The following is a 19,835-nucleotide window of genomic DNA, read 5'->3' as shown; positions in this document are numbered from 1 at the left end:
ACGGGGAGCGGGCGCCGGGTACGGCTCCGCTCCCCCCGGCACGCGCGGGCGTTCGAAACGCCCGAAAACCGATTGCGCGAACGGGGCGATCGGAGCGAACCTTGCACGGTTTGCACCACCCTCGACTGTGCTGGGGCACCATGCAGATCCAGAATCTTCCCTTCAGGGATCCCGGTAAACCCGATGTGCGATCGGGTACGCGATTTTTGGCCTGGCTCTTTCGCCATCAGCTCGGCGGCCAGGCAAAGGCTCTGGGCTGGGGCCTGCTGAACCAGCTCTCCATCGCCGGACTGGCCGTGGCCACCGGTATCGCCGTCCAGGCGGTGGTGGACCGGGACGGGACCCGGCTCGCCTGGGCGGGCGGGCTGCTGGCCGTCCTCGGTGCCGGGATCGCGGTGGGCGAGACCATGCTGCACCGGGCGACCGTCACCAACTGGATCACCGCCGCCGCCCGGGTCCAGCAACTACTCTCCCGCAAGACCGCCGAACTCGGCTCGGTACTGACCCGCCGGGTCGCCGCGGGCGAGGTCGTCGCGGTCTCCGGCGGCGATGTGGAGAAGATCGGCTGGTTCGTCGAGGCGTTCTCCCGCTTCCTGGCGGCCGCCACGACGGTCCTGCTGGTCAGCGGGGCGCTGGTGATCTACCAGCCCGCCCTCGGTGTGGTGGTCGCGATCGGCTTCCCGATCATCGGTCTGGCCGTGCTGCCGCTGCTGGCGCCCGCGTCGAAGCGGGCCGACGTCCAGCGGGAGAAGGCCGGATACGCGACCGAACTCGCCGCGGACACCGTCGCCGGACTGCGGGTCCTGCGCGGTATCGGCGGTGAGGAGCAGTTCCTCCACCGCTACCGCGAGGCGTCCCAGGAGGTGCGCCGGGCCGCCGTCCGGGCCGCCCGCACCTGGTCCCTGATCTCCGCGATCCAGGTCCTGCTGCCGGGCGCGCTGATGCTGATCGTGGTGGTCTACGGCGCCCATCTGGCGCTGGACGGGCAGATCACCGTCGGTGAGCTGGTCACCGTCTACAGCGCCGTACTCCTGGCGCAGCACCCGCTGCGGAACGTCGAGGAGATCGCCCTCGCCTACTCCTACTCGAAGCCGTCCGCGAAGCGCGCGGCCCGGGTGCTCGCGCTCCGCAGGACGAGTACGACCACCGACCGCGACCACGGACGCGCCACCGGTGACCTCTACGACCCGGTGACGGGCGTCCTCGCGCCCGAAGGGCTGCTGACCGCCGTCGTCTGCGGCGACCCCGACACCGCCGGGAACCTGGCCGAACGGCTGGGCGGCCATCCGGCCGCCGATGTAGTGGCCCCGTCCGGTCCCGGGGAGAGCGATGCGGCGGGTGGGACCGCCGCCCCGGTGGACTCCGTACTGCTGGGCGAGGTCCCGCTGGACGAGCTGCCGCTGGAGGAGGCCAGAACGGCCGTCCTCGTCCAGGACAAGGAGCCCGTACTGCTCTCCGGCACTCTGCGCGAGCTGCTGGACGTCCCCTCGTCGGGGCGGGTCTCGGCCGCCGACGCGCTGGACGCGGCGCAGTGTGCCGACGTACTGACCGCCCTGGGCCGCGCCTCGGGCGACTCCGACGGATCCGGTGACCCCATGGAGACCACGATCACCGAGCGCGGCCGATCGCTCTCCGGCGGCCAGCGCCAGCGCCTCGCCCTGGCCAGGTCCCTGGTGACCGACCCCGAGGTGCTGGTACTCGACGAGCCGACGTCGGCCGTGGACTCCCACACCGAGGCCCGGATCGCGGCGGGGCTGCGGCGGCTGCGCGACGACCGTACGACGGTGGTCTTCGCCTCGTCGCCGCTGCTGCTCGATCTGGCGGACCGGGTGGTGCTGGTGGACGGCGAGACCGTGGCCGCCGTCGGCACCCACCGGGAGCTGCTGCGCTCCGAGCCCCGCTACCGCGCCGTCGTCACCCGTGAGGCCGACCCCGGCCGGGACCAGGAGGCGGGCGTCCCGGCCTGACCGACCGGGAGGCCCGCGCGCCCCGGCCCGACCGACCGGGGCGCGACGACGGAGACCGTGTGACGGACCGGTGGGCGGGACGAACCCGCCCACCGGACGCACCCATTTTCAGACTTCATTCAGACTTCAGGAGGAATGACCATGTTCCGGGTGAAAGCGCCGGATTTCGATCCGGCGGCACCCGAGTCGGCGACGACGCTGCCGGTGGGCGGCGCCGCGACCGTACGGGGCTATGCGCGGGAGCTGATACGGCGGCATCGCCGTGCGTTCACCGTGCTGATATCAGTCCAGGCGCTGGTGGTGATCGCCTCCATGGTGGGGCCGTATCTGCTGGGCTCCCTGGTCGACCGGCTCAACGAGGGGGCCGACGAGTTGCGGCTGGGGCCCGTCGTCGCACTGTTCGTGGTGGCGCTGCTGCTCCAGACGTTCCTCGCCCGGCTGGTGGCGCTGCGGGGGGTGATGCTCGGCGAGGAGATGCTGGCCGATCTGCGCGAGGACTTCCTCGTCCGGTCGGTACGGCTGCCTCCGGGGGTGCTGGAGCGGGCTGGTACGGGTGATCTGCTGGCCCGGATCACCACCGATATCGACCGGCTCGCCAACGCCATGCGGGAAGCCGTGCCCCAGCTCGCCATCGGGGTGGTGTGGGCGGCGCTGCTGCTGACCGGGCTGACCATCACGGCGCCGCCGCTGGCGCTCGCCGTGGTGGTGGCGGCCCCACTGCTGATCGTGGTCTGCCGGTGGTACTTCCGCCGGGCGCCGTCGGCCTACCGCTCGGAGGCGGCGGGGCTGGCCGGGGTGTCCGCGGCGCTCGCCGAGACCGTCGACGCGGGCCGGACCGTCGAGGCGCACCGGCTGGGCCGGCGCAGGGTCGAGCTGTCGGACCGGCGGATCAAGGAATGGACGTCCTGGGAGAACTACACGCTGTATCTGCGGTCGATCCTCTTCCCGGCGATCAACGCCACCCACACCACCGTGCTCGGTGTGGTGCTGCTGGTCGGTGGGGTGTTCGTCCTCCAGGGGTGGCTCGATGTGGGCCAGCTGACCACGGGCGCGCTGCTGGCCCAGATGCTGGTGGAGCCGGTCGGCACGATTCTGCGCTGGTACGACGAGCTGCAGATCGCCCAGGTGTCGCTGGCCCGGCTGGTCGGTGTGCGGGAGATCGAGCCGGACGCGGGGGACGCCGAGCTGCGGCCCGAGGGGCGCGAGATGCGCGCCGACAAGGTGCGCTTCGGCTATGTCGACGGCGTCGACGTCCTGCACGACGTGACCCTGGCCGTGAAGCCGGGGAGCCGGGTGGCGCTCGTCGGTCCCTCGGGGGCCGGGAAGTCGACGCTGGGGCGGCTGCTGGCCGGGATCTACGGGCCCCGGTCGGGCCGGGTCTCCCTCGGCGAGGCCGAGCTGTCCCGGATGCCGGCCGAGCGGGTGCGCGAGCATGTGGCCCTGGTCAACCAGGAACACCATGTGTTCGTCGGGACGCTGCGGGATAATCTTCGGCTCGCGCGGGCCGGGGCGGCGGATCCCGAGCTGTGGGACGCGCTCGCGTCGGTGGACGCGGACGGCTGGGCGCGGGCGCTGCCCGATGCCCTGGACACGGAGGTCGGCTCCGGTGGTCTGGCGCTGACTCCGGCGCAGGCGCAGCAGATCGCGCTGGCCCGGCTGGTCCTGGCCGACCCCCACACTCTGGTGCTTGACGAGGCCACGTCCCTGCTGGACCCGAGGGCGGCCCGGGAGCTGGAGCGGTCCCTGTCGCGCGTGCTGGAGGGCCGTACGGTCGTGGCGATCGCGCACCGGCTGCACACCGCGCACGACGCCGATGTGATCGCCGTCGTGGAGGAGGGCCGGATCACCGAGCTGGGGCAGCACGACGAGCTGGTGGCGGCCGGGGGGCCGTACTCGGCGCTCTGGCGGTCCTGGCACGGCTGACAGGCCCGGTGGACCCATTGGGCGGGGAGCCGCAGGACCGGCTTCCCGCCCCGCGCGGGGCCCGTCGGGGATCAGGCGCCGACCAGCTCCGCCTTGTTCATCGCGGCTATGTGGCGCTCCTGCGGGCCCGCCTGGCCGCCGTCGTCGAAGAGCTGGGCGGCGGCGCCGATCAGGAATCCGCCGATGAGCACGGGCGCGACATCCGCGGCCGCCGCACGCGGCGCGGATTCGGGGACGATCATCTTGGCCAGCTGGCCCGCCGCGCCGATCAGCAGGGCGGCGGAGGCGACGAGGGCCAGCAGGGCCTTGGTCGGACGGCTACGGCGCATGGGCGCTCCCGGGGTACGCGGGCCGCGACGACGACAGTGCGCCACGGCGTACGACTGGGCCGCCACACCGGCGGCCGAGGGGACGTGCTGAGGGGACGTTAGGCCCGGACGGCACCACCGCGCCACCCCCTGTGGACAACCGTGCCGGACCGGTGACGAACCGGCCCGGACCCCCGTGCCCCGGCCGTCGGCCGCCGCCCACCACGGGCGGAGGGAGTAGCCGTCGCGGGGCCCCGGACCGGGGCCGGACACCGTCGTCCGGCCTGCCGCCGCTGATCGCCCACCCGTTAGCATGTAATCCATGCAGATCGACGAGGACCCTTACGAGATCCGGACCGGCGTACCCACGACGGAGGTCTTCCGCCGACTGCGCACCGACGCAGGGCTCTCCGACAAGAGCCCCGAGGCGGTCGCCCTCGCCCTTCCCAATACCTGGTTCGGCGTGGTCCTGCACCACGCGGGCGAGCCGATCGGCATGGGCCGGATCATCGGGGACGGCGGTACCGCGTTCCAGCTCGTCGATATCTGTGTGCACCCCGCCCACCAGGGGCGTGGCCTCGGCAAGCGCATCATGGCCGCGCTCACCGGGGAGCTGGACCGCCGGGCGCCCGCCACCGCGTACGTATCCCTGATCGCGGACGGCCCCGCGCGCCATCTCTACGAGAAGTTCGGCTTCGCGGACACCGCCGGGCACGATTCCATCGGGATGTACCGGACGACGGACCGGGGCTGAGCCGCGCGGGCCGCCCCCACCGGACGGCACTCGGCGCGCCCACCGCCCCGGACGGCGCCGGGGCCGGCCCCCGCGGATCGGGCCGGGCCGGGCTCAGAACACATTGAGCGCCGAGGCCCCGCCCACTCCCCCGAGCAGCATGAAGACCGGCATCAGCACCTTCAGCTCCACCCAGCTACCGGCCCTGAAGCGCAACGCCTTCGGCGGACCTATGGGGTACCAGCGCTTGTTGCCGATGGGAATGGGCCACAGCACCGGACAGCCCGAGACGGTCAGGGAATCGCCGATGTCGTGGACCAGGGCGCCGAGCACGATCGGCAGCCCCAGCCAGAGGTACTCCTGCCCCGGGGCCGTGAAGAGCCAGTCGGAGCCGTTGCCCGGCTTGTCGAGGACCCCGGCGAGGATCCAGGCACTGGTGGCGCCGAGCAGCCAGACCAGGACATCGCTCGACATCCGCGCGGCACGCCACAGCAAGCCCTCGACCGCGAGCACCAGATGGACGAAGAGGATCCCGAGGACCGCCCAGCGGCCGCCCGTGACGGCGAGGGCGGAGGCGCCGCCGCCGATCATTACGGCCCAGACCCAGGTATGGGTGAGGGTGCGGTGGCCGCCCGTACGCCGTTTGTCGCCGGGCTTGCGGGTCGCCTGGTACACCGCGTAGGAGAGCTTGTCGACGATCTCGCAGAGCGCCTTGGAGACCGGCCCGAAGGCCCGGGAGATGGTCGCCGCCTTGTGGTCGAGATCGGGTGCGAGGGCGGCGCCCGCGCAGATCAGCGCGCCGACGACCAGTACCGGCCAGGGCATGGGGTGCCCGGCGGCGGCCGTCGCCGCGCCCACCCCCAGCCAGGCCGCCGCCCCGGAGAGTGAGTGCGCCGGTCCCATCATGATCGTGTCCCCGCCCCGTGGTGGCCCGGCCGTCCCGGAACGTTTCCGCCCGGGCCCGGTGGGCCGCTGTCGCCGATGCAATCGACGTAGTCGTTATAGATGTCGTTGTTGCTGTCGTTGTTGCTGTCGTTGTTGATGTCGTTGTTGATGTCGTTGTCGTTGTCGCCGGGTTCACGGGTGAGCGGGCCCGGCCGTCACCGCCGAACCGCCCCGCCCCGAAAGGCCGGTCGGGCCGGGGAAGCCCCGGCCGACAGGGCAGCGTACCGTCCGTGATCTTCGCCGCGCCGCCCGGATCCCTGGTCCGAGGTGAATCCGGCGGCCCGCGCCAGGCAAGATGGGGGCGTGACGCTTATCGATCAGCTGCCGCCGGACGCCGACCCCGATGCCCTCTTCGAGGCTTTCTCCTCCTGGGCGGAGGGCCGGGGCATCTCGCTCTACCCGGCGCAGGAGGAGGCGCTGATCGAAGTCGTGTCGGGGGCGAATGTGATCCTCTCCACGCCCACCGGCTCCGGGAAGTCGCTGGTGGCGGCGGGCGCCCACTTCGCGGCCCTGGCCCGGGACGAGGTGACGTTCTACACCGCCCCGATCAAGGCTCTGGTCTCGGAGAAGTTCTTCGACCTCTGCAAGATCTTCGGCACCGAGAACGTGGGCATGCTGACCGGAGACGCGTCGGTCAACGCGGACGCCCCGGTGATCTGCTGTACGGCCGAGATCCTGGCCTCGATCGCCCTGCGGGACGGCCGGGACGCCGATATCGGCCAGGTCGTGATGGACGAGTTCCACTTCTACGCGGAGCCGGACCGCGGCTGGGCATGGCAGATCCCGCTGCTGGAGCTGCCGCAGGCACAGTTCGTGCTGATGTCGGCGACCCTCGGGGACGTCTCGCGGTTCGAGCAGGATCTGACCCGGCGGACCGGCCGTCCCACCGCGGTGGTCCGCTCCGCGACCCGCCCGGTCCCGCTGTCGTACGAGTACCGCCGTACGCCGATCACGGAGACGCTGACCGAGCTGCTGGAGACCCGGCAGGCACCGGTCTACATCGTGCACTTCACCCAGGCCGCGGCGGTGGAGCGGGCGCAGTCCCTGATGAGTATCAATATGTGCTCCCGGGAGGAGAAGGAGCGGATCGCCGAACTGATCGGCAACTTCCGTTTCACCACCAAGTTCGGACGTAATCTGTCGCGTTACGTCCGGCACGGGATCGGGGTTCATCACGCGGGCATGCTGCCCAAGTACCGTCGGCTGGTGGAGAAGCTGGCCCAGGCGGGGCTGCTGAAGGTGATCTGCGGTACGGACACCCTCGGGGTCGGAGTGAACGTCCCGATCCGTACGGTGCTGTTCACGGCGCTCACCAAGTACGACGGCACCCGCGTCCGCACCCTGCGGGCCCGGGAGTTCCACCAGATCGCAGGCCGGGCGGGGCGGGCCGGTTTCGATACGGCCGGGCTGGTCGCCGCCCAGGCACCCGAGCACGTCATCGAGAACGACAAGGCGCTGGCCAAGGCGGGCGACGATCCGAAGAAGCGCCGCAAGGTGGTCCGGAAGAAGGCACCCGAGGGCTTTGTCGCCTGGTCGGACTCGACCTTCGAGAAGCTGATCGAGTCCGAGCCCGAGCCGCTGACCAGCCGGTTCAATGTGACGCATACGATGCTGCTGTCGGTGATCGCCCGCCCGGGGAACGCCTTCGACGCGATGCGGCGGCTGCTGGAGGACAACCACGAGCCGCGCCGCAATCAGCTGCGGCACATCCGCCGGGCCATCGCGATCTACCGGTCGCTGCTGGACGGCGGGGTGGTGGAGCGGCTCGACGAGCCGGACGCCCAGGGCCGGATCGTCCGGCTGACCGTCGACCTCCAGCACGACTTCGCGCTCAACCAGCCGCTGTCGACCTTCGCGCTGGCCTCCTTCGAGCTGCTGGACCCGGAGTCGCCGTCGTACGCGCTGGACATGGTCTCCGTGGTGGAGTCGACGCTCGACGACCCCCGGCAGATCCTCGCGGCCCAGCAGAACAAGGCCCGCGGCGAGGCGGTCGCGCTGATGAAGGCGGACGGCGTCGAGTACGAGGAGCGGATGGAGCGGCTCCAGGAGGTGACGTACCCGAAGCCGCTGGAGGAGCTGCTGTGGCACGCGTACGACGTCTACCGCAAGAGCCACCCCTGGGTGGGTGACCATCCGGTCTCGCCGAAGTCCGTGATCCGCGACATGTACGAGCGGGCGCTCTCGTTCACCGAGTTCACCTCGTTCTACGAGCTGGCCAGGACCGAGGGCATCGTGCTGCGCTATCTGGCCGGTGCCTACAAGGCGCTGGAGCACACCATCCCGGACGATCTGAAGTCGGAAGACCTCCAGGATCTGATCGCCTGGCTCGGCGAGATGGTCCGCCAGGTCGACTCGTCCCTGCTGGACGAGTGGGAGCAGCTGGCCAATCCCGATGTGGAGACCGCCGAGGAGGCCCAGGAGAAGGCCGACCAGGTGCGGCCGGTCACCGCCAACGCCCGGGCCTTCCGGGTACTCGTACGGAACGCGATGTTCCGGCGGGTGGAGCTGGCCGCCCTCGACAAGGTCGGGGAGCTGGGCGAGCTGGACACCGAGTCGGGCTGGGACGCGGATGCCTGGGGCGAGGCCATGGACGCGTACTGGGACGAGCACGAGGAGCTGGGCACCGGACCCGACGCCCGCGGTCCCCGGCTGCTGCTGATCGAGGAGGACGAGCCGCACGGGCTGTGGCGGGTCCGGCAGATCTTCGCCGACCCCGCCGGCGACCACGACTGGGGCATCAGTGCCGAGGTCGATCTCGCGGCCTCCGACGAAGAGGGCCGTGCGGTGGTACGAGTGACATCGGTGGGGCAGCTGTGACCGGGTGGACGGCGCTCCGCCGTTCCCCCCGGTCCGGTCGGCGGACCGGGCCGGACGAGGCGCGATCAGGAGAAGTGCGATGACGAATCCGGCCGAACGCCTGGTCGATCTGCTCGATCTGGAGCGGATCGAGGTCAATATCTTCCGCGGGGCGAGCCCCGACGAGTCGCTTCAGCGGGTCTTCGGCGGCCAGGTCGCCGGACAGGCCCTGGTCGCGGCGGGCCGCACCACGGACGGGGAGCGCCCGGTGCACTCCCTGCACGCCTACTTCCTGCGGCCCGGCCGCCCCGGGGTGCCGATCGTCTACCAGGTGGAGCGGGTCAGGGACGGCCGGTCCTTCACCACCCGCCGGGTCACGGCGGTCCAGGAGGGGCGGACGATCTTCAATCTGACGGCCTCCTTCCACTCGCCCGAGCCGGGCGGTATCGAGCACCAGCTGCCACCCCGGCTGGACTTCCCGGCGCCCGAGACGCTGCCCAAGGTCGCGGACGAGATCCGGGAGCATCTGGGCGCGCTGCCGGAGGCGCTGGAGCGGATGGCCCGCCGTCAGCCGTTCGACATCCGCTACACCGAACGGCTGCGGTGGAGCCCGGCGGAGATCAAGGAGAAGGAGTCCGATCCGCGCAGCGCCGTCTGGATGCGGGCGGTCGGACCGCTGGGCGACGACCCGCTGATCCACACCTGTGCGCTGACGTACGCCAGCGATATGACCCTGCTGGACGCGGTACGCATCCCGATCGAACCCCTGTGGGGACCACGCAATTTCGACCTGGCGTCGCTGGACCACGCGATGTGGTTCCACCGCCCGTTCCGGGCCGATGAGTGGTTCCTCTACGACCAGGAGTCGCCGATCGCCACCGGCGGTCGCGGGCTGGCCCGGGGCCGGATCTACAACCGGGACGGCGAACTGCTGGTCTCGGTCGTCCAGGAGGGCTTGTTCCGGCCACTCGGCGGCTGACGTCCGTGAGTGACGCGGCAGCTGGGCCGCTCTCCGTCCCCGGACCGCCTCCCACGGCCTCCCGGGGTGAGGCACCGTTCACAAGAAGACCCCGTGTGACCTCACGGGAGCACCACGAGACGAGGAGTCGAGAGATGACGACGCTGTACGACATCCCGCTGCGGACCCTGGCGGACGAGCCGACATCCCTGGGCGCGTACCGGGGTTCGGTGGTGCTGGTGGTGAACGTCGCGTCGAAGTGCGGACTGACGCCCCAGTACTCCGGGCTGGAGCGGATCCAGAAGGAGTACGGGGAGCGCGGCTTCACGGTCGTGGGCGTACCGTGCAACCAGTTCGGCGGTCAGGAGCCGGGCAGCTCCGACGAGATCGCGACATTCTGTTCGGCGACCTACGGCGTCAGCTTCCCGATGCTGGCGAAGACCGAGGTCAACGGGGCCGGGCGGGATCCGCTGTACACCGAGCTGACCCGGACCGCCGACGCGGCGGGCCAGGCCGGGGACGTGCAGTGGAACTTCGAGAAGTTCCTGATCGGCCCGGACGGCGCGGTCGCGGCCCGGTTCCGGCCCCGGACCGAGCCGGACGCGCCCGAGGTCGTCGCGGCGATCGAGCGGCTGCTGACGGCCTGATCCCGCCGCGCGACGGGTGGTACGGGCCGGGCATCCGGAACCGGGTGCCCGGATCCGGGCCGTACGAACCCGGCGGTACGAGCCGGGTGGTGCGGGTCGGGCCGTACGAACCCGGGGGTACGCGCTTCGAGTACGGGCGGTTCAGCGGATGGCGACGCCGGAGAGGGCGCGGGCGATCACCAGTCGCTGGATCTCGCTCGTCCCCTCGAAGATCGTGTAGATCGCGGCGTCCCGGTGCATCCGCTCGACCGGATACTCCCGGGTGAAGCCGTTCCCGCCGAGGATCTGGACGGCTCGCGCGGTGACGTCCTTCGCCGTCTCGCTCGCGAAGAGTTTGGACATCGAGCCCTCGGCGGCGTCGAAGGGCCGTCCCGCCGCCGCCATCCACGACGCCCGCCGGACCAGCAGCCGGGCCGCGTCGATCCGGGTCCGCATATCGGCGAGCTGGAAGGCGATGCCCTGGTTGTCGATGATCGGCCGGCCGAACTGGGTCCGGGTCCCGGCGTACTCCAGGGCCACCTCGTACGCGGCCCGGGCCGTGCCGACCGCCATGGCGCCGACAGCGGGGCGGGACGCCTCGAAGGTGGCCATGGCGGCGTTCCTGGTCCGTTCGCCCCCGCCGCCGGTCCCGGCCCGCTCACGGGCCCCGGCCAGCCGTTCGTCCAGCCGCTCCTTGCCGCCGAGCAGGCAGTGGCCGGGGATCCGGACGTCGTCGAGGACGACCTCGGCGGTGTGCGAGGCCCGGATACCGTGCTTACGGATCTTCCGGCCCCGGCCGAGCCCCGGAGTGCCCGGGGGTACGACGAAGGAGGCGTGCCCGCGGGCCCCCAGTTCGGGGTCGACCACGGCGACCACCACATGGACGTCGGCGATCCCGCCGTTGGTGACCCAGGACTTGACGCCGTTGAGCACCCATTCGCCGGTGGCGGGAAGGTGGACGGCGCGGGTCCGCATGGCTCCGACGTCCGAACCCGCGTCGGGTTCGGAGGAGCAGAAGGCGGCCACCTTGACGTCGTCGGGGTCCCCGTACATCCGCGGGATCCAGGTACCGATCTGTTCGTCGGTGCCGTTGGCGAGAACGCCCACGGCGGCGAGGCCCGTACCGACGATGGAGAGGGCGATACCCGCGTCGCCCCAGAACAGTTTCCTCCATCGCGATCGGGATCCCCAGGCCGGTGGGGTCGGTGTACTGCCGGGCGTAGAAGTCGAGGGAGTAGATCCCGAGCTTCGCCGCCTCCTGGATCACCGGCCAGGGCGTCTCCTCGCGTTCGTCCCATTCGGCGGCGGCCGGGCGCATCACGTCGGCGGCGAAGCCGTGCAGCCAGTCGCGCAGCAGCCGCTGCTCGTCGTTCAGCTCAAACGAAGACGAAACAGATGAATCAGATGGAACAGACATCGCCACAACCCCTCCGGACACCCGATCACAGACCACTGTTACTCGCGGTAACTACAGTCTGTTACCGGGCAGTAGAGCCTGTCAACGTCCCGGCGGCCGGTCCGAGCGGTCCGGAGGGTGTTACTTTGCGCAGGCGTCAGGCATATCGCAGGGGCGGGAGAACGATCTGATGGAGACCACGCGGCACGCCGCCGACCAGGACCGGTCGGCGGCCGAACAGCGCCGCGGGGAGTTGCTGGAGGCGGCCGACCGGGTCGTGCTCCGCGACGGTCCCGGTGCGTCCATGAACGCGATCGCCGCCGAGGCGGGCATCACCAAGCCCATCCTGTACCGGCACTTCGGCGACAAGGGCGGCCTCTACCGGGCCCTGGCGAAGCGGCACACCGACGCGCTGCTGGAGGCGCTCCGTGCGGCGCTGGACGCCCCCGCGGACCGCCGGGAGCGGGTGGCGGCGACCCTGGACACCTATCTCGCCGCCATCGAGGCGAGACCGCAGGTCTACCGGTTCCTGATGCATCCGGCCGAGCCCGTCACGGCCTCCGCCCCGGCGGGGAACGGGGCCGCGAGCGCCCCGGCGGCCGAGACCGGTTTCGACGTCGGACGGCACTCCGCGCCCCTGCTGCGGCGGCTCGGCGAGGAGCTGGCCCAGGTCATCGGCGAGCGGGTCGACCTCGGGCCCGACGGCACCCGGCTGGCCCGGGTCTGGGGCCACGGCATCGTCGGGATGATGCACGCGGCGGGCGACTGGTGGCTCGGCGACCGGCCGTGCTCCCGCGCCGAGCTGGTCGCCGATCTCACCGATCTGCTCTGGGGGCGGCTCGCCACGGCCGCCGACCGCGACGGCGGCCCCGGCTTCTGAGCCGCCGCGGCCCGTCCGGCGGTCGGGCGGCGGCCGTACGGAACACAGCCCCCGCGCGGCCTTGCGGAAGACCGCCGCACGGAACACGACCGTACGGAACACCGCCGTACGGAATTGAACGCTCCGCCGCCCCGGGCGGGCCCGGCGGCGGCACGGCGGTGGTCCGGCCAGCGGCCCGGTGTCAGGGGCCGGCGAGCGGTCGCTCTCCGGACCCGCCGCCGCCCCGGCTCCCGACCCGGTCCGCCCAGGGCGCCCGGGCGACCGCGCGCAGCAGCCGGGTCCGGCGCAGCCCGGTGAGCAGATCCGCGTAGACCACACCGTCCAGATGGTCGGTCTCGTGCTGGAGGCAGCGGGCGAAGAACCCGGTGCCCTCCACCCGTACCGGCTCGCCGTCCGCCGTTAAGCCCTCGACCACGGCCCGGTCGTACCGCGGGGTCCCGGCCTCCAGCCCCGGCAGCGACAGGCAGCCCTCGGGCCCGCGCAGCTCCACGCCGTCCGCCTCGACCAGCCGGGGATTGACCAGATGCCCGAGGTGGCGGACGTCCTCGTCGTCGGGGCAGTCGTAGACGAACACCCGCAGCCCGACCCCGACCTGATTGGCCGCCAAACCCACCCCGCGGGCCGCGTACATGGTCGCGAACATGTCCTCGACCAGCCGGCGCAGCCCGGGGCCGAAGTCGGTGACGGGTGCACAGGGGGCGTGCAGCACGGGATCGCGGAAGAGGCTCACGGGCCGTACGCGTCCGGAACTGCCGGGGATCGGCCGGTTTCGCATGGGCGCAAGGGTACGTTCCCGGGGCTGTCGGCCGCGTCGCCCGGTGCCGAGGTACGGCGGCGGGGCCGGACCTGGATAGGCTGGGGTCGACCGATGCAAGGAGGATCAAGGACCATGGCAGGCACCTCGGAGCCACTGACGCCTCGCGCCAAGCTCGCCGTGACGGCCGGCAAGGCGGCGGCGGCGGTGTCACGTGCGGCCGGACGCGGTAGCGGCTCGGTCATCGGCGGGAAGGTCGCGCTCAAACTCGACCCCGATCTGCTGGGGCGGCTGGCGCAGCACCTGGACGTCGTCCTGGTGTCGGCGACGAACGGCAAGACGACGACCACACGGTTGATCGCGGAGGCGCTGCGCGCCGCCGGGCCGGTGGTGTCCAACGCGCTGGGCGCGAATATGCCGGCCGGGATCACCTCCGCGCTGGCGGGCGGTTCCAGCGCCAAGTTCGGTGTGATCGAGGTCGACGAGAAGTATCTGGCGGGGGTGGCGCGCGATGTGACGCCGAAGGCGATCGCGCTGCTGAATCTCTCCCGCGACCAGCTCGACCGGGCCGCCGAGACCCGGATGCTGGCGGAGAAGTGGCGGGAGGGGCTGGCGGGCACCAAGGCAGTGGTGATCGCCAACGCGGACGATCCGCTGGTGGTGTGGGCGGCTTCCTCCTCTCCGCATGTGGTGTGGGTGGCGGCCGGACAGGCGTGGAAGGACGACGCCTGGTCCTGCCCGTCCTGCGGCGGTGTGATGCAGCGCCCGGGCGACGACTGGTACTGCGGCGAGTGCGGCTTCCGCCGCCCCGCGCCGAGCTGGGTGCTGAGCGGGGACCATGTCCTCGACCCGCACGGTTCGGCCTGGCCGATCCATCTCCAGCTCCCGGGCCGCGCCAACAAGGCGAACGCGACCAGCTCGGCCGCCGTCGCCGCCTGTTTCGGCGTTCCGCCGCAGGTGGCGCTGGAGCGGATGTACCAGGTGCAGGCGGTCGCCGGACGCTATGACGTGGTCACCTTCAACCAGCGGGAGCTGCGGCTGCTGCTGGCGAAGAACCCGGCGGGCTGGCTGGAGACGTTCTCACTGATCGACCCGCCGCCGACCCCGGTGATCCTGTCGGTGAACGCGCGCGGCGCCGACGGTACCGACACCTCCTGGCTCTGGGACGTGGACTACACCAGGCTCGCCGGGCATCCGATCGTGGTCATCGGCGACCGGCGGCTCGACCTGGCGGTCCGGCTGGAGGTCGCGGGCCTGGACTTCCGGGTCTGCGAGACCGTGGACGAGGCGGTGGCGATGGCGCCGCCCGGCCGGATCGAGCTGATCGCGAACTACACCGCCTTCCAGGACGTCCGCCGCCGCGTGGGCAACTGAGCCGACCGGACCGACGAGAACGAGAGAGACTGATCCAGCATGGCCGACAACAGCCTCCGTCTGGTCTGGGTCTACCCGGACCTGCTGTCCACCTACGGCGACCAGGGCAACGCGCTGGTCGTGGAGCGGCGGGCCCGGCAGCGCGGCCTCGACGTCCAGCGGGTGGACGTCCGCAGCGACCAGCCCGTCCCCACCTCCGGCGATATCTATCTGATCGGCGGCGGTGAGGACCGGCCGCAGCGGCTGGCCGCCGAGCGGCTGCGGCGCGACACCGGACTGAGCCGGGCCGCCGAGAACGGCGCGATCATCTTCTCGGTCTGCGCCGGGTACCAGATCCTCGGCCACGAGTTCATCAACGACCTGGGGCAGCGGGAGCCGGGCCTCGGTCTGATCGATGTGGTCTCCACCCGGGGCGAGGGCGAGCGCTGCGTCGGCGACGTCCTCGCGGACATCGACCCCCGGCTGGGGCTGCCGCAGCTCACCGGCTTCGAGAACCACCAGGGCATCACCCACCTCGGGCCCACCGCCCGGCCGTTCGCCCGGACCGTCCTGGGCCGCGGCAACGGCACCGGCGACGGCACCGAGGGCGCGTACAACGAGACCGTGTTCGGCACGTATATGCACGGTCCGGTGATGGCGCGCAATCCGCAGATCGCGGATCTGCTGCTGAAGCTGGCGCTCGATGTGAACGCGCTGCCGCCGGTCGACGACCGGTGGTACGAGGCGCTGCGGAACGAGCGGATCACGACGGCGACCCAGCCCGCCTGAGCCCCGCCGACCGAAGTCCCCGAGCCGTCCGGCCGGGGACTTCGGCGTACCCGCGGTCCGTACGGCACCGCCGCCCCGGGTCCGTACGGCGGGATCCGGCCGGAGCGCGACCCGGGACCGGAGCGGGATCGGGTACGGGTCCGGCGGCGAGGCCCCGGCGTCCCATCAGGCGGACGCCCCATTCGGCCGGTGGCCCGGGGCGCCGGTAGGGTGAGGCTCGATCCAGCCGGACGACGTGGTCCGGGAGTCGGCCCACGTTGCAAAGGTAATTCGGGCAATGCGCATTGGTGTGCTCACTTCCGGAGGCGACTGCCCCGGTCTGAACGCCGTCATCCGGTCCGTCGTGCACCGCGCGGTCGTCGACCACGGCGACGAGGTGATCGGTTTCCACGACGGCTGGAAGGGCTTGCTGGAGTGTGACTACCGCAAGCTGGACCTGGACGCGGTGGGCGGCATCCTGGCCCGCGGCGGTACGATCCTCGGCTCCTCCCGGGTCCGGCCCGAGCAGCTCCGCGACGGCGTCGAGCGGGCCAAGGGCCACTGCGCCGACCTGGGTCTCGACGCGGTCATCCCGATCGGCGGCGAGGGCACCCTCAAGGCCGCGCATCTGCTCTCCGAGGGCGGTCTGCCGATCGTCGGCGTACCGAAGACCATCGACAACGACATCGCCGCCACCGATGTGACCTTCGGTTTCGATACGGCGGTCGGGGTGGCGACGGAGGCCCTGGACCGGCTGAAGACCACCGCCGAGTCGCATCAGCGGGTACTGATCGTCGAGGTCATGGGCCGCCACACCGGGTGGATCGCGCTGCATTCCGGGATGGCGGCCGGGGCGCATGCCGTGGTCGTCCCCGAGCGGCCCTTCGACATCGAGGAGCTGACCAAGCGGGTCGGCGCCCGGTTCGAGGCGGGCAAGCGGTTCGCGATCGTGGTGGTCGCGGAGGGCGCCAAGCCGCGCGAGGGCACCATGCGCTGGGACGAGGGCGGCAAGGACGTCTACGGCCACGAGCGGTTCGCCGGGGTCGCCCGCCAGCTCTCCAACGAGCTGGAGGACCGGCTGGGCAAGGAGGCGCGGCCGGTGATCCTCGGCCATGTGCAGCGGGGCGGTACGCCGACCGCGTACGACCGGGTCCTGGCGACCCGGTTCGGCTGGCACGCGGTCGAGGCCGCGCACCGGGGCGAGTTCGGCATGATGACGGCGCTGCGCGGAACGGACATCACCCTGGTACCGCTGGCGCGGGCCGTGGAGACCCTGAAGACGGTTCCGGACGAGCGGTACGCCGAGGCGGAGTGCGTGCTGTAGCGACCGCCGCGGCATCAGGCGCGCGGAACCGCCCCCGGCCGAGATCGCGGCCGGGGGCGGTTCTACTCTGGTGCGGCAAGGCACGCACAGCAGAATCAGGAGCCGGCGGATGGATCACAGCGAGCACGGCACATCGATGGATCTGCCGCCGTTCACGCTGGAACGCGGGCTGGAACTCTCCCCCGACCCGTTCTTCCTCACCGCCTGTCTGGTGGCGCTGGCGCTCTACGGCTGGGGGGTGACCCGGCTGGTACGGCGGGGCGACGCCTGGCCCGTGGGCCGTACGGTCTTCTTCGTCGCCGGTGTGCTCACGGTGCTGCTGGCGATGTGCACCAAGCTCAACGACTACGGCATGGTCATGTTTAGCGTGCACATGGTGCAGCACATGATCATCAGCATGGTCTCGCCGATCCTGCTGCTGCTCGGCGCGCCGGTGACGCTGGCGCTGCGGGCGCTGCCGGTGTCGGGCCGGGGCCGGACGGGCCCGCGCGAGCTGCTGCTCGCCCTGCTGCACAGCCGCTATATGCGGATCATCACCCATCCGGTCTTCACGATCCCGCTTTTCATCGCGAGTCTGTACGGGCTCTACTTCACGCCCCTCTTCGACTTCCTGATGGGCTCGCAGCTGGGCCATATCGTGATGATGATCCACTTCCTCGCGGTGGGTCTGGTCTTCTTCTGGCCGATCATGGGCGTGGACCCCGGTCCGCACCGGCCGGGCTATGTGATGCGGATGCTGGAGCTGTTCGCGGGCATGCCGTTCCACGCCTTCTTCGGTATCGCCCTGATGATGGCCAGCTCGCCGATGGTGAAGACGTACGACAGCCCTCCGGCGTCGCTGGGGATCGACGCGCTCGCCGACCAGAACGCGGCCGGTGGTATCGCCTGGGCGTTCAGCGAGATCCCCTCGGTGCTGGTACTGATCGCGCTCGTCTTCCAGTGGTACCGGTCGGATCAGCGGCAGGCGAGGCGGACGGACCGGGCGGCGGACCGGGACGGGGACAAGGAGCTGGCGGCGTACAACGCCTATCTGGCGCGGCTGCAGGCCCGTGCCGCCGGTGCCCCGGCGGCACCGGCCGCAGCGGAGGCCGGGCCGGAGACCGGGGCCGCGTCGGCGGACGGCACTCCGACGGCGGGTGCCGTCCCGGATTCCGGAACGGATACGGAGGCCGTGACGGCGGGCGCCGAGGCTGCCGGAGGTACGGCGGCGAGCGCCCCGGAAAGCGCCACCGAACGGCGCCGGGAGCAGGGCGCGGGCGCCGGGCGGTAGCGCCGACACCCCTTCCGGGGCGACCATGGCGGTGGCCAAGGTCGTCGTCCGAGGAGGGCGCGTATGCCCGGTTCCACGCGTGCGATGGGTGCCATCACGATCGGCACCCTGGTGTTGGTCACCGCCTATACGGCCGCGCTCGGCAGCAATGGCTGGCTCTGGTTCGGCTGGGTGGTGCTGGGGCTGCTCACCGTGGGGATGATCGCCTCAAGGAACTGACCGGCGGCCGGCTCCGGCCGGGGCCGGGCCTCGCCCACGGGCGGCAGGGTGGCGTCCCGGCCGCCCTCGCCCGGAACCCGGCCGCGGCTGGTGACGGTACGGGTGAACCAGATGACCTTGCCGTCACCGGTGCCGCAGGTGCCCCAGCTGTCACTGAGCTGGGCGACGGTGGCGAGCCCGCCCCGGGCGGGGCAGGAGCTGGTCATCCTCGGCATCCGGGGGTCGCGGTCCGCGACGGAGGCATTGATCCTGCGGCCGGTCCAGCGCAGCTCGACCAGACAGGTCGGATCGCCGGGCACATGACGGACGACATTGGCTATCAACGCGTCCACGGCCCGGCAGACGGGATCGATCTGGGCTTCGAGATCCCAGTGCCGCAGATGGGCCGCGAGAATCCGCCGGATCCGCGGAATCCGCTCCTCCGTCGCCAGCACTTCCATGCTGTACCGGCATTCGGTCTGACCGTGCATGACGATGGCTCCTCACCGCGACAGTCCGGATCCGCCCGGCCACGGCCGCCGACCACGACGACCTGCCGCGACGGCCCGCCGAAATATCACGGAGAGTCGCCGACTGACGCATTCGGGTCACTGCCCAGGGTGAACCCGGGACCCGGGGGCCGCAACAGCACACGGCGTACCGCCCGTCCCGGCGAAGACCCGGGCCGGGTGTGCCGGAGCGGTGACCCGGCGGTCGACGGACACATAAAATGACCGCGTTCGAGAATTCCCGCAGGACCAGGGGCGCATCCCCCACCACCGGCCCGCTGCTGAAGGAGCACCCCCGACGTGTTCTACCACGTGCTCAAATACGTTCTTCTGGGGCCGCTGCTGCGGTTGCTGTTCCGGCCCAGGATCGAGGGTCTCGAACACATCCCCGAGGAGGGCGCCGCGATCGTCGCCGGAAACCATCTGTCGTTCTCCGACCATTTCCTGATGCCCGCCATCCTCAAACGGCGTATCACCTTTCTCGCGAAGGCGGAGTATTTCACCGGACCCGGGCTCAAGGGACGGCTGACGGCCGCGTTCTTCCACAGCGTCGGGCAGATCCCGGTGGACCGGTCGGGCAAAGAGGCGGGGCAGGCCGCGATCCGCGAAGGGCTCGGCGTCCTGAGCAAGGGCGAATTGCTGGGGATCTATCCGGAGGGCACCCGTTCGCACGACGGACGGCTCTACAAGGGCAAGGTCGGGGTGGCCGTGATGGCGCTCAGGGCCGGGGTGCCGGTGATTCCGTGTGCCATGGTCGGCACCTTCGAGATCCAGCCGCCCGGCCAGAAGCTGCCGAAGGTCAAGCGGGTCACGGTCCGCTTCGGCAAACCCCTGGACTTCTCCCGCTATGCCGGTCTCGAGGACGAGAAGGCCATTCTGCGGGCCGTCACCGACGAGATCATGTACGCCGTTCTGCAACTCTCCGGACAGGAGTACGTCGACCGCTACGCGGCCGAGGTGAAGGCCGAGGCGGAACAGGCGAAGAAGGCGAGCCGCGCGGTGGGCCGCTGAGCCCGGGCGGCGGACACGCGCTCAAGGGCAGGGAAGAGGGGCGGCCGGATCTCTCCGGCCGCCCCTTTCGTCGGCTCCGGCCCCGTGATCCGGCCCTTGAGTTCGGCCGCGGTGCC

The 19,835-nt window shown here is 71.5% G+C and carries 15 protein-coding genes and 2 pseudogenes; 12 read left to right on the top strand and 5 right to left on the bottom strand.

What is annotated here, in order from left to right; all coding sequences use genetic code 11:
- Window positions 1–140 precede the first annotated feature (140 nt).
- Both ABZ714_RS02475 and ABZ714_RS02470 read left to right on the top strand, forming a co-directional pair.
- A complete protein-coding gene (locus tag ABZ714_RS02475; RefSeq protein WP_358823264.1) occupies window positions 141–1,967 on the top strand; it encodes an ABC transporter ATP-binding protein in 1,827 nt (608 codons plus the stop codon).
- 141 nt (window positions 1,968–2,108) lie between these two features.
- Window positions 2,109–3,890, top strand: coding sequence for an ABC transporter ATP-binding protein (locus ABZ714_RS02470; RefSeq protein WP_358823263.1), 1,782 nt, complete (start codon window positions 2,109–2,111; stop codon window positions 3,888–3,890).
- Between the two features lie 71 nt (window positions 3,891–3,961).
- Here the strand turns inward: ABZ714_RS02470 and ABZ714_RS02465 are convergent, their stop codons facing one another.
- Window positions 3,962–4,219, bottom strand: a complete 258-nt coding sequence (locus ABZ714_RS02465) for a hypothetical protein (protein WP_358823262.1) — start codon at window positions 4,217–4,219, stop codon at window positions 3,962–3,964.
- A 301-nt stretch (window positions 4,220–4,520) separates the two neighbouring features.
- On the opposite strand from ABZ714_RS02465, the gene ABZ714_RS02460 reads away from it, so the two are divergent.
- On the top strand, window positions 4,521–4,952 hold the full coding sequence (locus ABZ714_RS02460; protein ID WP_358823261.1) for a GNAT family N-acetyltransferase: 432 nt from the start codon (window positions 4,521–4,523) through the stop codon (window positions 4,950–4,952).
- 93 nt (window positions 4,953–5,045) lie between these two features.
- On the opposite strand, the gene ABZ714_RS02455 is transcribed toward ABZ714_RS02460, so the two are convergent.
- Window positions 5,046–5,837 carry a metal-dependent hydrolase gene (locus tag ABZ714_RS02455; protein WP_358823260.1) on the bottom strand — a complete coding sequence of 264 codons (792 nt, stop codon included), beginning with the start codon at window positions 5,835–5,837 and terminating at the stop codon, window positions 5,046–5,048.
- A gap of 342 nt (window positions 5,838–6,179) precedes the next feature.
- On the opposite strand from ABZ714_RS02455, the gene ABZ714_RS02450 reads away from it, so the two are divergent.
- The 3 genes from ABZ714_RS02450 to ABZ714_RS02440 all read left to right on the top strand — a co-directional run bounded on the left by ABZ714_RS02450 (window position 6,180) and on the right by ABZ714_RS02440 (window position 10,277).
- Complete coding sequence (locus tag ABZ714_RS02450) at window positions 6,180–8,693, top strand: DUF3516 domain-containing protein (protein ID WP_358823259.1); 2,514 nt, start codon at window positions 6,180–6,182, stop codon at window positions 8,691–8,693.
- A gap of 79 nt (window positions 8,694–8,772) precedes the next feature.
- Complete coding sequence (locus ABZ714_RS02445) at window positions 8,773–9,651, top strand: acyl-CoA thioesterase II (RefSeq protein WP_358823258.1); 879 nt, start codon at window positions 8,773–8,775, stop codon at window positions 9,649–9,651.
- A 134-nt stretch (window positions 9,652–9,785) separates the two neighbouring features.
- A complete protein-coding gene (locus tag ABZ714_RS02440) occupies window positions 9,786–10,277 on the top strand; it encodes a glutathione peroxidase (RefSeq protein ID WP_358823257.1) in 492 nt (163 codons plus the stop codon).
- A 141-nt stretch (window positions 10,278–10,418) separates the two neighbouring features.
- Here ABZ714_RS02440 and ABZ714_RS02435 read toward each other — a convergent pair.
- Window positions 10,419–11,673 (bottom strand): annotated as a pseudogene (locus ABZ714_RS02435) (acyl-CoA dehydrogenase family protein).
- A 169-nt stretch (window positions 11,674–11,842) separates the two neighbouring features.
- On the opposite strand from ABZ714_RS02435, the gene ABZ714_RS02430 reads away from it, so the two are divergent.
- Window positions 11,843–12,532, top strand: a complete 690-nt coding sequence (locus tag ABZ714_RS02430; protein ID WP_358823256.1) for a TetR family transcriptional regulator — start codon at window positions 11,843–11,845, stop codon at window positions 12,530–12,532.
- 181 nt (window positions 12,533–12,713) lie between these two features.
- On the opposite strand, the gene def is transcribed toward ABZ714_RS02430, so the two are convergent.
- On the bottom strand, window positions 12,714–13,307 hold the full coding sequence (gene def, locus ABZ714_RS02425; protein ID WP_358823255.1) for a peptide deformylase: 594 nt from the start codon (window positions 13,305–13,307) through the stop codon (window positions 12,714–12,716).
- Window positions 13,308–13,421: 114 nt separating this feature from the next.
- Here def and ABZ714_RS02420 point away from each other — a divergent pair, with 114 nt between their 5' ends.
- From ABZ714_RS02420 to ABZ714_RS02405, 4 genes and pseudogenes are all read left to right on the top strand, one after another.
- Window positions 13,422–14,660 (top strand): MurT ligase domain-containing protein, encoded by a 1,239-nt coding sequence (locus ABZ714_RS02420; RefSeq protein ID WP_358823254.1) that lies wholly within the window; start codon window positions 13,422–13,424, stop codon window positions 14,658–14,660.
- Between the two features lie 39 nt (window positions 14,661–14,699).
- Window positions 14,700–15,428 (top strand): glutamine amidotransferase, encoded by a 729-nt coding sequence (locus ABZ714_RS02415; RefSeq protein ID WP_358823253.1) that lies wholly within the window; start codon window positions 14,700–14,702, stop codon window positions 15,426–15,428.
- Window positions 15,429–15,705: 277 nt separating this feature from the next.
- Window positions 15,706–16,731, top strand: a complete 1,026-nt coding sequence (locus tag ABZ714_RS02410; RefSeq protein ID WP_358823252.1) for a 6-phosphofructokinase — start codon at window positions 15,706–15,708, stop codon at window positions 16,729–16,731.
- A 109-nt stretch (window positions 16,732–16,840) separates the two neighbouring features.
- Window positions 16,841–17,776, top strand: a pseudogene (locus ABZ714_RS02405) (cytochrome c oxidase assembly protein); the annotation flags it as partial.
- A 350-nt stretch (window positions 17,777–18,126) separates the two neighbouring features.
- Here ABZ714_RS02405 and ABZ714_RS02400 read toward each other — a convergent pair.
- On the bottom strand, window positions 18,127–18,690 hold the full coding sequence (locus ABZ714_RS02400; protein WP_358823251.1) for an ATP-binding protein: 564 nt from the start codon (window positions 18,688–18,690) through the stop codon (window positions 18,127–18,129).
- Window positions 18,691–19,008: 318 nt separating this feature from the next.
- On the opposite strand from ABZ714_RS02400, the gene ABZ714_RS02395 reads away from it, so the two are divergent.
- Window positions 19,009–19,719, top strand: coding sequence for a lysophospholipid acyltransferase family protein (locus ABZ714_RS02395; RefSeq protein WP_358823250.1), 711 nt, complete (start codon window positions 19,009–19,011; stop codon window positions 19,717–19,719).
- Window positions 19,720–19,835: the final 116 nt, after the last annotated feature.

Source organism: Streptomyces sp. NPDC006798, assembly GCF_040635975.1.
GTDB lineage: Bacteria > Actinomycetota > Actinomycetes > Streptomycetales > Streptomycetaceae > Streptomyces.
The sequence above is the reverse complement of the archived record's forward strand: the minus strand, read 5'-3'. Positions and strand labels throughout refer to the sequence as shown.